Source organism: Pontivivens insulae (assembly GCF_900302495.1).
Classification (GTDB): Bacteria; Pseudomonadota; Alphaproteobacteria; order Rhodobacterales; family Rhodobacteraceae; genus Pontivivens; species Pontivivens insulae.
The window spans coordinates 466,375-480,378 of the sequence record NZ_OMKW01000002.1; the positions used below are offsets into that span (position 1 = coordinate 466,375).

14 protein-coding genes and 1 tRNA gene are annotated in these 14,004 nt (G+C 58.9%); 3 read left to right on the plus strand and 12 right to left on the minus strand.

The window, feature by feature from the left end; all coding sequences use genetic code 11:
- Window positions 1-51 precede the first annotated feature (51 nt).
- A complete protein-coding gene (locus tag POI8812_RS07700) occupies window positions 52-1,848 on the plus strand; it encodes a putative bifunctional diguanylate cyclase/phosphodiesterase (protein WP_108781973.1) in 1,797 nt (598 codons plus the stop codon).
- Window positions 1,849-1,856: 8 nt separating this feature from the next.
- Here POI8812_RS07700 and POI8812_RS07705 read toward each other — a convergent pair whose 3' ends face one another.
- The 12 genes from POI8812_RS07705 to POI8812_RS07760 form a co-directional block, all read right to left on the minus strand.
- Complete coding sequence (locus tag POI8812_RS07705) at window positions 1,857-2,483, minus strand: TetR/AcrR family transcriptional regulator (RefSeq protein WP_108782513.1); 627 nt, start codon at window positions 2,481-2,483, stop codon at window positions 1,857-1,859.
- A gap of 2 nt (window positions 2,484-2,485) precedes the next feature.
- On the minus strand, window positions 2,486-3,358 hold the full coding sequence (gene ppk2, locus POI8812_RS07710; protein ID WP_108782514.1) for a polyphosphate kinase 2: 873 nt from the start codon (window positions 3,356-3,358) through the stop codon (window positions 2,486-2,488).
- Entirely contained in the window at window positions 3,358-4,206 is an 849-nt protein-coding gene (locus tag POI8812_RS07715) for an alpha/beta fold hydrolase (protein WP_108781974.1), read from the minus strand. Before POI8812_RS07715 ends, ppk2 begins: the two co-directional genes overlap by 1 nt.
- Complete coding sequence (gene metA / locus POI8812_RS07720; RefSeq protein ID WP_108781975.1) at window positions 4,194-5,099, minus strand: homoserine O-acetyltransferase MetA; 906 nt, start codon at window positions 5,097-5,099, stop codon at window positions 4,194-4,196. Before metA ends, POI8812_RS07715 begins: the two co-directional genes overlap by 13 nt.
- A gap of 57 nt (window positions 5,100-5,156) precedes the next feature.
- The gene (locus POI8812_RS07725) at window positions 5,157-6,017 is read right to left on the minus strand and encodes an ATPase (RefSeq protein WP_108781976.1); all 861 of its coding nucleotides are present in this window, start codon (window positions 6,015-6,017) and stop codon (window positions 5,157-5,159) included.
- Between the two features lie 36 nt (window positions 6,018-6,053).
- Window positions 6,054-6,974 carry a DMT family transporter gene (locus POI8812_RS07730; RefSeq protein ID WP_108781977.1) on the minus strand — a complete coding sequence of 307 codons (921 nt, stop codon included), beginning with the start codon at window positions 6,972-6,974 and terminating at the stop codon, window positions 6,054-6,056.
- A gap of 106 nt (window positions 6,975-7,080) precedes the next feature.
- Window positions 7,081-8,268 carry an OmpP1/FadL family transporter gene (locus POI8812_RS07735; protein WP_108781978.1) on the minus strand — a complete coding sequence of 396 codons (1,188 nt, stop codon included), beginning with the start codon at window positions 8,266-8,268 and terminating at the stop codon, window positions 7,081-7,083.
- A 204-nt stretch (window positions 8,269-8,472) separates the two neighbouring features.
- Window positions 8,473-9,012: an inorganic diphosphatase gene (gene ppa / locus POI8812_RS07740; RefSeq protein WP_108781979.1), complete on the minus strand. Its 540-nt coding sequence runs from the start codon at window positions 9,010-9,012 to the stop codon at window positions 8,473-8,475.
- Window positions 9,013-9,098: 86 nt separating this feature from the next.
- Window positions 9,099-9,965 (minus strand): DMT family transporter, encoded by an 867-nt coding sequence (locus POI8812_RS07745; protein ID WP_108781980.1) that lies wholly within the window; start codon window positions 9,963-9,965, stop codon window positions 9,099-9,101.
- 88 nt (window positions 9,966-10,053) lie between these two features.
- A complete protein-coding gene (locus POI8812_RS07750; RefSeq protein WP_162844948.1) occupies window positions 10,054-11,103 on the minus strand; it encodes a peptidoglycan-binding domain-containing protein in 1,050 nt (349 codons plus the stop codon).
- A 130-nt stretch (window positions 11,104-11,233) separates the two neighbouring features.
- A complete protein-coding gene (locus POI8812_RS17550) occupies window positions 11,234-11,413 on the minus strand; it encodes a hypothetical protein (protein WP_146186137.1) in 180 nt (59 codons plus the stop codon).
- A gap of 214 nt (window positions 11,414-11,627) precedes the next feature.
- A tRNA-Lys gene (locus POI8812_RS07760) sits at window positions 11,628-11,703 on the minus strand.
- Between the two features lie 152 nt (window positions 11,704-11,855).
- Here POI8812_RS07760 and dapF point away from each other — a divergent pair.
- Entirely contained in the window at window positions 11,856-12,668 is an 813-nt protein-coding gene (dapF, locus tag POI8812_RS07765) for a diaminopimelate epimerase (RefSeq protein WP_108781983.1), read from the plus strand.
- Complete coding sequence (gene mtaB / locus POI8812_RS07770) at window positions 12,665-13,924, plus strand: tRNA (N(6)-L-threonylcarbamoyladenosine(37)-C(2))-methylthiotransferase MtaB (RefSeq protein WP_108781984.1); 1,260 nt, start codon at window positions 12,665-12,667, stop codon at window positions 13,922-13,924. The genes dapF and mtaB overlap by 4 nt, the downstream gene beginning before the upstream one ends.
- The last annotated feature ends 80 nt before the right edge of the window (window positions 13,925-14,004 follow it).

Below are 14,004 nucleotides of genomic sequence, written 5' to 3' on the forward strand. Positions count from 1 at the left end.
ATAAGGTTCTAGTAAGGGTTTCTGGCTCAGATAGGGGGAGGAGGGGACCCTATGCCCGTTGGTATTCCAGACCTGCACTCCCCCGAGCCGGGTATTCGCCAGTTGCTGGATCAGACGGCCTGTCCGATCTTTATCAAGCGGATCAACCAGACATTTACCTATGCAAACGCAGCCTTCCGCGCGCTCTATCCCGGATGCAAGATCGTGGGCCGCAACGGACAGGCGTTGTTTGGTGCGCAGCGAGCCGCGGCCTATTTGCGGGAGGATCGCACCTGTCTGGCTGAGGGGCAGTTGCTGACGGAATGGCGCGCGCCCGATCGGCGAAAATTCCTCGTGCACAAGGTGCCTCTTCAAAATCCGTCAGGTTCGGCCCTGATCGGGGCGACCATGTTTGATATTACGAATTTCCGCGATCAGGCCGCCGACGCATTGGAGGAGATGAAACTGCTCAAGGCGGAATCTGATGCAAAGGCGCTGCTGCTGGCCGAGGCCGCTGACAAAATCGAATATGTCAGCTTGCATGATGCACATACCGGGCTGGCCAATCGCCGTTACTTTGAACGCCGGTTGAAAGAGGCGTCGGCGGGCAGCGACAGCATCGCAGTGATCACCATCGATCTTGATCTGTTCAAACAGATCAATGACACGGCAGGGCATTTTGCGGGCGATCACGTCCTGCAACATGTTGCCTGCACAATCAGCCGTGCGTCCCGATTGGGGGATTTCGTGGCCCGGGTCGGTGGCGATGAATTCACTATCCTGTGTGATCATGACGGACGGGCGGGTCCGATCCTTGATGTGGCGGCACAGATACAGGCCGAACTTGACCAACCAGTCACTTTTCGCGGCCATTCGCTGCGCGTGGGGGCGAGTATCGGCATCGCCGTGCCAGAGGATGCAGGGCGGGACCCCGACGCGCTGCTCGTGGCCGCAGACCTTGCGCTCTACAGGGCGAAGGCGCAGGGGCGTGGGCAAGTTGTCCTTTTCGAGCCGCGCATGCAGATCGAGGCCCGCAGGCATGAGCGCCGCGCCGCCGCGTTTGAAAACGCGCTCAGCAAGGGTGAGATGCGGGCACACTACCAAGCACAGATCCGGGTCAGCACGGCCCGGCTCGTTGGGGTGGAGGCATTGGCCCGCTGGTATCATCCAAGCGACGGGGTACTTACCCCGGGATCCTTCCTCGACATTGCAGAAAAGACTGGGCGCCTGGCAGAGCTGGATGCCGCCATCCTGAAAGATGCAGGTCGGGTCTTTGCCAAACTCCATCAAGCCCGTACGGATGTGCCAAAGCTCAGCGCCAATATCTCCGCCGAAGGTTTGACACGCGAGGGATTGCTCGACGACATCGACGCCCTTGGCCTTCCGCGTGGCGCGCTCAGCATCGAACTGATCGAAACGATCCTGTTCGACGGGGCAGAGGCGGAATGGCGTCAGCCGATAGATGCGTTGAAAGCCCGCGGGGTCGGGGTTGAGATCGACGATTTCGGCACAGGGCGCGCCTCGATTGTCAGCCTGTCATCGGTAGCGCCAGATGTTATGAAGCTGGACCGGCAATTCGTGACCGATCTGCCCGACAGCGCCGAGGCCAGACAGATCGTTGCGGCGATGATTGATATCGGGCGTACGCTGGGTATCGAGGTGTTGGCCGAAGGGGTCGAGACCGCCGCGCAGGCCCGGATCCTGACGGAACTCGGCTGCGATCTGCTGCAAGGCTGGCTGTTCGGGCAGCCCGTGTCTGAGGAGGAACTGGTGGACCTGATTGAAAAGCCATCGGGTCACTGGCGCGATTTGCTGGGCGATGCGCTCCAGGCCGTGCCGCGGACCGCATCCATTCCCCTTGCTGGCTAGATTAATCGTCAGGGGCGGGGGATCACGCCCAGACCGCGCAGGTAAATGCCGATCCCGGATTCCAACATCTCTTCGGGGGAGAAGGGCGCCCGCCGTCCGGGGGCCCCGCGCGCAAACAGTTCGACAACACCGTGGCTCATCGCCCAGATGTGCCGGCTGACAAGGCTTGCAGGCGGTCGGTCCGCCTCTGGCAGATGGGCCGTCATATCACTCGCCGCCCGCTCCAACACGCCGAAGGCCCGATCTGACGCTTGTGCAAGGGCGGGGTTGGCCGTCACGGACACGCCACTCTCGAACATCGCGATGTAGTGGCCCGGCTGGGTGCGGGCGAAATAGAGATACGCGCGGCCCACCGTCTCAAACGCCGCCAGTGCACTGGGTGCCCCGTCATCATGGGCATGCTCCAACAGATCGGCAAAAATTTCAAAGCCCTGAAGTGCCATCTCCTCGATGACATCTTCGCGCCCCTTGAAGTGCCGATAGGGCGCGGCGGCGGAGACACCGGCAAGCCGCGCCGCCTCGGCAAGGGTAAACCCATTCGGGCCCTTTTCCTCGATCAGCGACAACGCTGCGTCGACGAGGGCCTGTCTGAGATTGCCATGGTGATAGCCTTTGCGACCCTTGGTTTCAGGCACGATCAGACGTCCAATCCCAAAATTCCGGGCCCGCCGCAAACCGCATCGTCCCGCGCCAAAACTTCATCACGGCGACCCTCATAGGGCACGGAGCTTAGGATATGCCGGATCGCGGCCAGTCGCGCCCTTTTCTTGTCATCGGATCGGATGACCGTCCAGGGCGCGTGGTCGAGGTGGGATCGTTCCAGCGTCTCGGCAATCGCGTCTGAATAGGCGTCCCAGCGCGACAGGCCTTTCACATCGATGCCCGAAAGTTTCCATTGTTTGAGCGGATCGCGTTCCCGTTTCAGGAAGCGGCGCAACTGCTCAGCGCGGCCAACATTCAGCCAAAGCTTGCTGAGGTGAATGCCGTCCCCCACCAGCAGTCGCTCAAAATCAGGTAACTGTCCGAAGAACTGTTCCCGTTCCTCGGGTGTGCAGAAGCCGAAAACATGTTCCACAACGCCGCGATTGTACCAGCTGCGATCAAAGAGGGTGATCTGACCGTCCGTCGGCAGGTGCTTGATATATCTTTGGAAATACCATTGCCCTGCTTCTGTCGGGGTGGGTTTTGACAATGCGACGATCCGTGCGACGCGCGGGTTCAGGTTTTCGCGCACACGCTTGATCGTGCCACCTTTCCCAGCCGCATCGCGCCCTTCGAAAACAACGACCACCCGTGCGCCCGTTTCCCGCACCCAGTCCTGCATCTTGACCAGTTCGATCTGAAGCGCCTCCATTTGCGCTTCATAGACATCCTTGGGCAGGACCATGTCATAGGGATAATCGGGGTTGAGGATGTCCTTTTTGCCCGCATCCTCGATCGCCTTGCGGACGGATTTCGGAGCCTCGTCCTCAAAATAGGCGGTGATCTGTCCAATCAGGTCCTTGTCCATCATGCCTCCCTCAGCCGCTCCAACGCGGCAAACATGTCGTCCTGTCTGCTATGATGGGGCATATGCCCGGTGTTTTCGAGGACTTGCAGTCGTCCATTTGGCAAAACCGGTGCAAGCCGCCGCGAATGTATGTCGAGCGGGACTGTCCCGTCGTGGTCACCATGCAGGATTTCCACCGGTAGCGCCAATCCGCCATACCGCTCAGCCATGCGAATGATATAGGGCTTCAGCCGGTTGATGTCCGCGATGTTTGCCCGGACGGTCGCATATCGCGTCGCCAGCTCCGCGCAAAGGCCACGACGATAATTCTGGGGCGGCTGATCTGGATGGAACACATTGCGAATGCTCTGGTCTATCAGCCTATCCGATGCCAACCGCGGATAAGCCCAGGCAACCAGCGCGCCGATCCAAGGCAAATCTCCAATTTCGTAGAGCCGTCCGACGGTGCCTGGCCAGGGGTGGGAAGGGGCCGCCATCAGGCACAATCCCTTCACAGTGTCTGGCGCATCAAGTGCCCAGGCGAGCGCGACAGTCCCGCCAAAAGAATGGCCCAGCAGCACGGGGTTCTTGACCCCCAGCGGTGTCAGCGCCGCGCGCAGCAGTGCAGCCTGTCGATGTGGATTGTGCATGCCCGGCGCGCGGGTCGTGAACCCTGCGCCGGGCCTGTCAAACAGCGTTACCCGCCAACGTTTGGCCAGCCTGTCAAGCTGTCCCATATCCCAGTCACGCAGATTTCCGCTTGCACCGTGCAAGGCAACCAGATCAGGGCCGGTTCCGACCTGACGATAGTGCAGCCGGGTCTTGCCAACGGTCAGAAACTGGCCTGTCGGCTCTGTCAGGCAACCCAATGGAAGTCCGTGGTCTGATAAATCTGGTTGATCCAGTTGCCATAAAGCAGATGCGCGTGAGAGCGCCACCGGTTCTCTGGCACCTGGGTCGGATCATCATCGGGGTAATAGTTCATGGGCACATTGATCTCTTTGCCCGCAGCGACGTCCCGATCATATTCCTTCTTCAGCGTGCCGCTGTCATATTCAAGGTGATTGAACATGTAGAGCGCGCGATGCGCCTCATCCTCGATCAGACAGGGTCCGGCCTCGTCAGATGTGATCAGCAGCTTTAGCGGTTTGCCCTCCAGATCATCGGCACGCACCTCGGTCCAGCGGCTGACGGGAACCACGAGATTGTCCGAAAACCCCCGCAGATAGGGCGAGGTTTCGTCGAGGACCTGGTGGCGATAAGCCCCGAACCGTTTCGCATCGAGGGCGTGTTTGGGCACATCATGCAAATGGTTCAGCATGGCTTGCGCCCCCCAACAGACGGCAAGGGTGGAATGCACATGGGTCTGCGTCCAAGCAAAGATGCGCTCAAGCTCATCCCAATAGCTGACCTCTGCAAAGGGCAGCAATTCGATGGGCGCACCAGTGATGATGAGGCCGTCAAACTTGCGGTCCTTCACCTCTTCGAAGGTCTTGTAGAACGCCTCCATATGCTCCGGCGCGGTGTGACGTGACTGATGCTCGCTCATGCGGATCAGGGTGAACTCGATCTGCAGCGGAGTTGCCCCGATCAGGCGCGCGAATTGCGTCTCCGTCTCAATCTTCATCGGCATCAGGTTGAGAAGTGCGATCTGAAGCGGACGGATGTCCTGCCGCATGGCCCGGTCGTCGCCAATCACCATGACCCCTTCGGACCGCAGCACTTTATGGGCGGGCAGGTCTCGAGGGATCTTGATGGGCATTGGTCTTCTCCGATCTTTGGAGGGTGAGACGTAGGCGGTCAGCGCATCACACGCAAGTCACGACGCGGGGAGCGCGGCCGCAACGAGTTCGACAAAGTCCTCGGCTTTCCGCACCGTTGCGACGTCAGCGGCCTCCAATGTGATGCCCATGCGTCCGGCCATTGCGGCATATCGGCCCTGACGGCGTTCGATCAGGCGACGGAAGGACCACCGGATGAAGGCGTCCGGATCGACCTTTTCGGGGGCATCACCGGTCTCTGCCAGCCAATCGGACCAATTGGTTTCGAGCTCTGACGGTTGATAATACATCGGCTTGGGCTGCCGATCGAAGCGGCGGCACAGCTCATCGACGTGGTCGTCAGTGCCTTTGATCCAGATTGGCAAAGTCGCGTTGTCGAGCGCGTCCAGAACGGGATCAAGCGCCGCTGCCGGATCGACCACCTCACAGATCGAGCCGCCGGTATCGCAGACGAAATGCGGATAGCCGTAGATATCCTGCGCCCGTTTCGCGAAGGCGACCGTATCGATCAGCGCCGCAATCTCCGCCCTGCGGTGCTGCTCTTGTCGCGCGTGATAGTCTGCGATGGGAATACCGCCCTTATCGACGTCGCCGGGCTTGCCGAGATAGGTGGATAGCGGATCAAGATTTTCGAATGTGATGTTTGATCCGATATAGATCGAATCTGATTTCAGAAGCTCGGCAAGGAAAGGAACCTTCATCGCTTCGCGCTTGAAATTGTCGACGATATGCTCGCCCATATACCGGGTGCCGATGCGGTAATCGACGCTGTAATGAAACCAGTTCCCAGTGCCGCGCAGCAAATCGCTGACATAGGTTTTGCCAAGACCGGACATGCCATAGATCGACACGCTCTTATGCGCGGCATCCGTCCATTCGCGGGCAGTGGGGTAAAGCATGTCGCGCCGTCCTTCGCTTGCAGGCCTGCAAGAGAGTTATCTGCTGGGCGACCGCTTGAAAAGGGCACGACCAAGGCGCCCGTCGATGACCAGAAGCCCGAGTGCGATTAGAGCAAAACCGGGCAGGGCAGAGGGCGGCAACGTCTCCCCCAAAAAGGTCGCCCCTAGAGCGATTGCAACCGGAGGGATCAGCAGCGTGACAAGCATGAGGTTGGACGATCCCGCCACCGCCAGAATCCGGTAGTAAAGCAGGTAAGCGCCAGCCGTCGCGATCAGCGCATAATATCCGATAGCGGCCCACGTGTTGAAATTGAGCTTCAACGAAGGCAGGCCTTCATAGACCAAAACGACAGGCAACATGATCAGGGTTGAGGCCAGCAGCATCCCCGCCGCGGCAACAACCGGGCTAAGTCCCTGCAACATATACCGGGCCCAGACCCCTGCGAATGCATAGGAAACCGTACCGCCGATCACGGCAAGCTGTGCGGCAGAGCGGATGTCAAAGCTCTTGAGCGCACTCCATCCAATGACGGTCACCACACCGGCGAAGCCGAGCGCTGTGCCAACGGCCTTGGCGCGGGTAAGCTGTTCATCTCGCAAAAGGGCTGCGGCGATCACAACTCCGAACAATGCGGTGGAGGCGTTCAGGATCGACACAAGGCCGGTTTCAATTTCCGTCTGGCCCCAGGCCATCAGGGTGAAGGGAATGATATTGTTGAGAAGCCCCATCCCCATGAAGCCAATCCATATTTTGAGGGAACGTGGCACGCTGTGCCCTTGCGCCAACGCGATCACCCAAAGCGCCAGTGCGGCCCAGCCAACACGGTGCAGCACGCTTTGCAACACACTGACTTCACGCAAGGCAATGGCAATGGAGAAGAAGGAACCGCCCCAGATCAGCGCCAACAGTATCAGTTGGGCCCAGGCTGCATTCGTCATGGTGCGTTGTTCGGTCATAAAGGCACCCTATGACCGTGGTCCTTGCGCCACCACCCGGATCATGCGGCACAACAGCAAAAGGCCCACCAATAGCGGGCCTTTCACTGTCCCAGAAGTGCTCAGCTTAAAGCTGGAAGCCTATCCGAAGACCAAACGACAGTGAATCGTTGTCCCGGAATGTGCCAGTTGATGTCGTAGAAAGGTCGCCTAGGTCGGTGTAGTTGATGCCACCGGTAATGCGCATGTTGTCGAGAGTGTACGTTGCACCAAGCGTGTAACCGATCCGACCATTCACCGGGGAAAGAGCAGATGCAGTCGTCGTTGGGCCTTCTTCCTCATATGATACCGAGAAGGCCGCAGACCAGTTCTCGTTGAAGCGACGACCAATCCCGAGCTGGTAAGACCATGCATCTTCGCTGAACGAAGCCAGCGCACGGCCGGTTGCCGCGCGGTAAGCTGGCGGATCCAATGTGAAGTCTGAATACTCTGCCCAACGGATCCGTCCGAACAAAAGAGTGTCGGCTGCAATTCCAGTCTGAAAGTCTAGATTGAAAGCTTGCGGAAAATCTGTAGTCACAGTGGTGGTTCGGCTGAGTACAGATGGCGTTGCTGGTGCAGCTTGGTTAAAGAATGTCAATGTCTCCGTAGTTGTGTTTTCATGCTCTACTTCTGAGTGGTATGTTAGCGCAACACGCATCGCGATTTCAGGGCGTTCATAAGCAATACCTGCTACATACCCATACCCGGTATCAGAAGACGCATTCACCGTGTAGTCGGAGATCGCCGCCTGTGCGAGCGGGATAGCAGCAGCTGCACCAGCGGCACGAAGGCGCGCCGCAACAACGGCCTCAAAGGATTCTTCAGGAATGAAGGCTTCAGATTCTACACGTTGTATCTTTAGTCCACCATATACGGAGAACCCCGATTGCATTTCCATGCGAAGCAACGCTGTAACTGCCTCAGAATTAAGATCAGAACTCAGCCCTTGGTAGAGTGAGGTGTTGAGCGGATATCCGGTGTCCGAGCCGTAGGGCTCATCGAGGATGAGAGCGTAGCTCAGTCCGCCTTTCAAATCATCACGGAATGCGGCACCGAATGTCACGTAGTCCGACGGCCCATCTCCGGTTGCTGTGCCGGTTGGATCCGTTCCGTTGACAGATGGGTTCACATCGCCGACGGAGAACTCGAGGTAGCGACCTTCTTCAAATATGATATTTGTCGGTTGGCCAGAGCGGTCGAGGCCGCCTGCGATAGCTGTGGTGCCCGAAAGCGTCAGGATCGTCGCCCCTTTGAGCAGTGTACTCTTTTTCATGGATCGTCCCCCATAGAGTGTGGATACCGGCGTTTGTGTCGCCGTGTTCGTGGAATTCGCCCTTTATCTTGGCCAGTGCTGAGTCAAACGGTCAATTCGAACGCCACGTCAGCCCTTGGGGGACCGCAACTATGTTGCGCGGGGAACACAAAAATGCCGCCCGGGCGCGAACCCGGACGGCAATTGATCGAATTTCAAAAATGATCAGGCTTTGTTCATTGCATCCAGGGACTCTTGCAGGATGGCCTCGGCCTCTGCCTTGTCGCCCCAGCCGATGACCTTGACCCACTTGCCAGCCTCAAGATCCTTGTAGTGCTCGAAGAAGTGCTTGATGCGCTCACGCGTCTTCTCGGCCACATCGTTGAGGTCCTGAATGCCAGCCTGGAAGGGATCGACCTTCTCAACGGGGACGGCGATCAGCTTGTCATCCATGCCGCCATCATCTTCCATCTTCAGCACACCAACCGGGCGGCAACGAATGACGGTGCCCGGCTGCAGCGGGAAGTCGGTCAGAACCAGAACGTCGGTCGGGTCCCCATCTGCGTGCAGCGTGTTCGGCACGAAGCCATAGTTGCACGGATAGAACATCGGAGTGTTGACGATCCGGTCGACGAAAACGGCACCGGAGTCCTTGTCGATCTCGTACTTGACTGGCGCGCCCCCTGCGGCACCGCCGGTGATCTCGATCACCACATTGATGTCATGGGGCGGGTTCTTGCCGGCGGGGATCTTGTCGATGTTCATCTGAGGCTCCTGTGATGCGGGGCGTGTTTCGCGCACCGCCTAGCATGGGCGCGAACCCATCGACAAGACCCGCGCTGCCCAGCCGTCTAACGGCCTTGCGCCATCGCACGAATGTTCATCACATTGGCCACCACGATCAGTGCGCCGCCGCCCAGAATGGCGAGTGCGAATGGCTCGGCATAAAGCGCCCAGCCAACGACGGCGACCAGGGGCAGGCGGGCGAAGTCGAGCGGTGCGACCACACTGGCTGGCGCACAGCGCAACGCCTGGGTGATGCAGAAATGGGCGAGCAACCCGGTGATCGACACCAAAAGGACGTAAGGTGCCATGGCCAGCGAGGGGACCGCAATCGACAGATCCCACCCCGCGCAGATCAGGGAGAACAACGCCTGCATGACCGTTAGCCAGAACAGGATCGATGCGGTGCTTTCGGTCTGGCTCAACTTCTTTGTCGCGATAAATGAAATGGCAAACCCAATTGCGCAAAGTGCCGCCGCCACGACACCCGGCGACAGGTCCAGCCCATCTGGCCGGGCGACGATCAACACGCCGATGAAACCCAGCAGGACGGCGAACATTCGATAGCGCGTTAGTCTTTCACCCAGAAACAACGCGGCCGCAATCGCGACCCAAAGCGGCGTGGTGAATTCGAGGGCGACGACCTGCGCCAATGGAATGCTGGCCACGGCAAAGAACCACAGATTCTGACCGCTGAAATGACCGATGTTGCGAAAGGCATGCAGGCCCATGCGATGGGCGCGGATCGTACCAAGTTGTCCGACTGCGGCCGACACCGCCACTACAATCCCGATCCCGATCAGCGAGCGATACAGCATCAATTCAAATGTATCGAGCTCCGCCGCAATCTCGCGCCCAGCCACCGCCATGGCCGTGAACGAGCATGTTGCGAGCAACATCCACGCGACGGCTTTGAGATATGCGGATCCCTGCATCGGGGCCTCCTCGAAGGGTTTTGTGGGCAAGCAAAAAGGGCGCTTCCAGATGAAAGCGCCCTTGGTCAAAAATCAAAGCGCGATCGCGTCAGGAAACAATCCCGAGGTTCTGGAGGCCGATAAGCGTGATTGCTGGCGTGTCATAGCCAAGGTCGAGCTGATAGGCCCGGACCGCGCGCATCGTGCGATTGCCAATGATGCCGTCAACCGCACCATTGTAATAGCCGCGCTCGGCCAAACCACGCTGCAACGCCCGCACGACCGTGGCCGTCTGCGCGGTATCGCAGAGCACTGTTACCCATTCGCTGGAGGCGGGCAGAACCTCAACCTGATCTTCCACGGTGCGGAACGTCGCGGGCACGGGGGTGCGTTCGATCCGCTCAGCCGTTGCAATCACGGTTCGCTCTACATCACGTGTCACGGCCGGTACAACGACTTCAACGGTGCGGGCAGGTTCCACGACGATGCGGCGCGGGACTTCTCGCGTCACTGCGGGGATGGTTTCAATGCGCGTTGTCTCTGGCCGCACCAGCTCTTCGCGTGTGACGGTTTCGAATTCTGGCGGAAACTCGATAAGTGCCTCAATCGTGCCGTCGCTGAGCGTACGGTTGCCGATCACGGTCCCACCCTGAGAGCTCGTGCCTGTGGCCAATATGCGCCCGGTAACCACCCAGGACCGATAAGACGGACGCACCGGCACGCTCTCTGTGACAGTGGTGAACTCCGCCGGGACGGTGATCGTCCGCTCGCGCGCGGGCTCGATCACCACCGTTTCCATCACAGTTTCATAGACCGCTGGGATTGTCTCGACCCGGGTATAGGCTTCCTCAATCACCACCGGAACCGTTTCGGTGCGATAGGTGGGCGGTATGACACTGATCGTTTCCGTGGCCGGGCGATCAACCACTTGGCGCGACACGGTGTCAAAGCGCGCCGGGCGCGTTGCCTGAGCATAGCATTGGCCGGGGATTGCATTTGGCGGGCCGGCGGTCAGGTCAACAGGGGCGGGAACCGGCGCAACGGGTGTGGCAGGTTCGGTGATCACAACCGGTTCGGGCAGCGACCGCTCAACACTCTGTACGCAGCCTGACAAGAGAACCGCGACGGTTCCTATCGTGAAAGTGGTGCCGAATTTCATTGCTATGCCCGTCCTGTTCTTAGCGCTCTGCCTTTCTTGTGAAGGCATTTTCTGGGTCGAAACGCGCGTCCTGTCTGTCCTGCACAAAGTGATACGCGAGGAATTGCGATCTCACAACTGTTGCGTGCGCTCAGGGTCGCTGTTCTACGCCGTCAATAATTGCGATGTTTTGCGTGCGCCCGTTCAGGTCGACCACGGTGATGAACTGTTCGTCAGACACTTCATCTTCGATTGGAAGAACAACATCGACATTGCATCCACTGATGACGAAGGCGGTGCCGAGAAGGGCGAGTGTTGTTGCTAAACGCATCCGGCGCTCCTGCAAGACAAGATGTAAGATCATTTCGCGAGACACTGCCACAGCTGCGGTCCCGGGCCAATTCGGCGTCGCAAGCCAAAGTGCGAATTCGCACATATAGTTGCATCCGCGCGACGCTATCCGCCCCACGGCGATACCTAGGGGTGCCTGGCACAAGTGCAGGTTGTTCAAGCCGGTTTGGCCTTGATCTGTCTTTGGAAAATAGTGGTGAGCCCTGCAGGATTCGAACCTGCGACCCACTGATTAAAAGTCAGTTGCTCTACCAACTGAGCTAAGGGCCCGTCCACGGAGCGCTACCTACAAACAGGGGCCGGGGGGGTCAAGCGGTGTTGCGCAAAAAATCCCAATCTTTTCGTCTGGTCATCCCGGCCATGCGTTCCGCGCAACGCGACCTGCCTTCCCAACTGGGGGGGAAGGTCGTATATCGCGCACCATGAATACTGCGAGCAAACCACCGCTGACCTTTCGCAAGATGCATGGGCTCGGCAATGACTTCGTCATAATCGACGGGCGCAACAATGCGCCGATCCCGTCGGTCGAAGAGGTGCGCGCCATCGGTGACCGTCATCGCGGGGTCGGGTTCGACCAACTTGTGGTGCTGCACGAGTCGGATGAGGCAGATTTTGACGTAGTGTTTTACAACTCCGACGGGTCGACCTCAGGGGCATGTGGAAACGCTTCGCGCTGCATTGCCGACCTCGCCATGGCCGAAAGTGGGCGGGACTCCGCGCTGCTGCGCACCGAGGGCGGGTTGTTGCGGGCAGAGCGCGCCGGACAACTTATCCGGGTCAATATGGGACCACCGGTTTTGTCCTGGCGGGATGTGCCGCTTGCACGCGACGTGGATCTGAACGCCTTGCCGCTGGATGGCACCCCATCGGCGGTTGGTATGGGTAACCCGCATTGCGTGTTCTTTGTCGAGGATGCGGAGGCCGTCGATATTGCAGTTGAGGGCGCGCGGTTCGAACATGATCCGCTGTTTCCTGAACGTACAAATGTGGAATTTGTTCAATCTCTTACGGATGGTTCTTTGCGTCAAAGAACATGGGAGCGCGGCGCAGGAGAAACGCTGGCATGTGGGTCGGGCGCCTGCGCTGTGGCTGTGGCCGCGCATCGCCGCGGGCTGACCGGGCGCGATGTCACGATCCACCTTGATGGTGGCGATCTGCATCTGGATTGGCGCAATGACGGTGTTTGGATGACTGGCGGCATTTCCTATGCATTCACCGGGGTTTGGCCCCGATGAGCGCGCCGGTTTTCACGAATTTCGGCTGCCGTCTGAACGCCTATGAAACCGAGGCGATGAAGGAGTTGGCAGAGCAAGCGGGGCTGAAAAACGCCGTTGTCATAAACACTTGCGCTGTCACCGCCGAAGCCGTGCGCAAATCGCAACAGGCCATCCGGCGTCTGAAACGCGACAACCCGGAGGCGGAAGTGATCGTTACGGGCTGTGCTGCTCAGACGGAACCGGAGACGTTTGCAAGCATGGATGAGGTTGGCCGCGTCGTCGGAAACCTTGAGAAGATGCAGGCCGACACGTGGAACTCTATAGCCCAAGGTCCCGATTTCATTGGGGAAACGGAGCGTGTCATCGTCGACGATATCATGGCCGCGACGGAGACTGCGGGTCACCTCATTGACGGGTTCGGGACGCGCTCCCGCGCCTATGTGCAGGTGCAGAACGGCTGCGATCATCGGTGTACGTTTTGCATTATCCCGTTCGGTCGCGGCAACTCGCGATCCGTGCCAGCGGGCGTTGTTGTTGAGCAAATTCAAAGGCTTGCCGATAAGGGCTATAATGAAGTTGTACTGACCGGAGTGGACTTGACGAGTTGGGGTGCTGATCTGCCATCGGAACCCAAGTTGGGTGATCTGGTGCGGCGTATCTTGAAATTATGTCCTGATCTCAACCGGTTGCGGATCAGCTCCATCGACTCCATCGAGGCGGATCCGGCGCTGATCGAAGCGATTGCGACCGAGCCGCGCCTGATGCCGCACCTGCATCTGAGCCTGCAAGCAGGCGACAATATGATCCTTAAGCGTATGAAAAGACGTCATAATCGGGATGATGCCATTCGGTTCTGCGAGGATATGCGCACGGCCCGTCCTGATATTGTCTATGGTGCTGATATCATTGCGGGATTTCCGACAGAGACCGATGCGATGTTCGAGAACTCGTTGAAATTGGTCGAGGAATGTGGGCTGACATGGTTGCACGTTTTCCCTTATTCGCCACGTCAGGGCACCCCGGCGGCGCGGATGCCGCAGGTTGAGAAAAGCGTTATTAAACAACGCGCTGCGCAGCTTCGTGCGGCGGGGGAGGTTGCCGTTGGCGCGCATCTGCGCGGGCAGGTTGGCAGAACCCATCGCGTTCTGATGGAAGCCGCAGATATGGGGCGGACCGAAGGGTTCACCGAGGTCCGTTTCGCGACGCCTCAGCCTGTTGGTGAGATCGTGACAGCGACCATTACCGGGCAATCTGGAAAAGAGTTAACGGCCTGATGGTGATGTGCACAGAGCGTGCACAACCCGTACACAACCTGTGCACCAAAGGTTCCATCGTATTTTAGGCGTTAACCTTA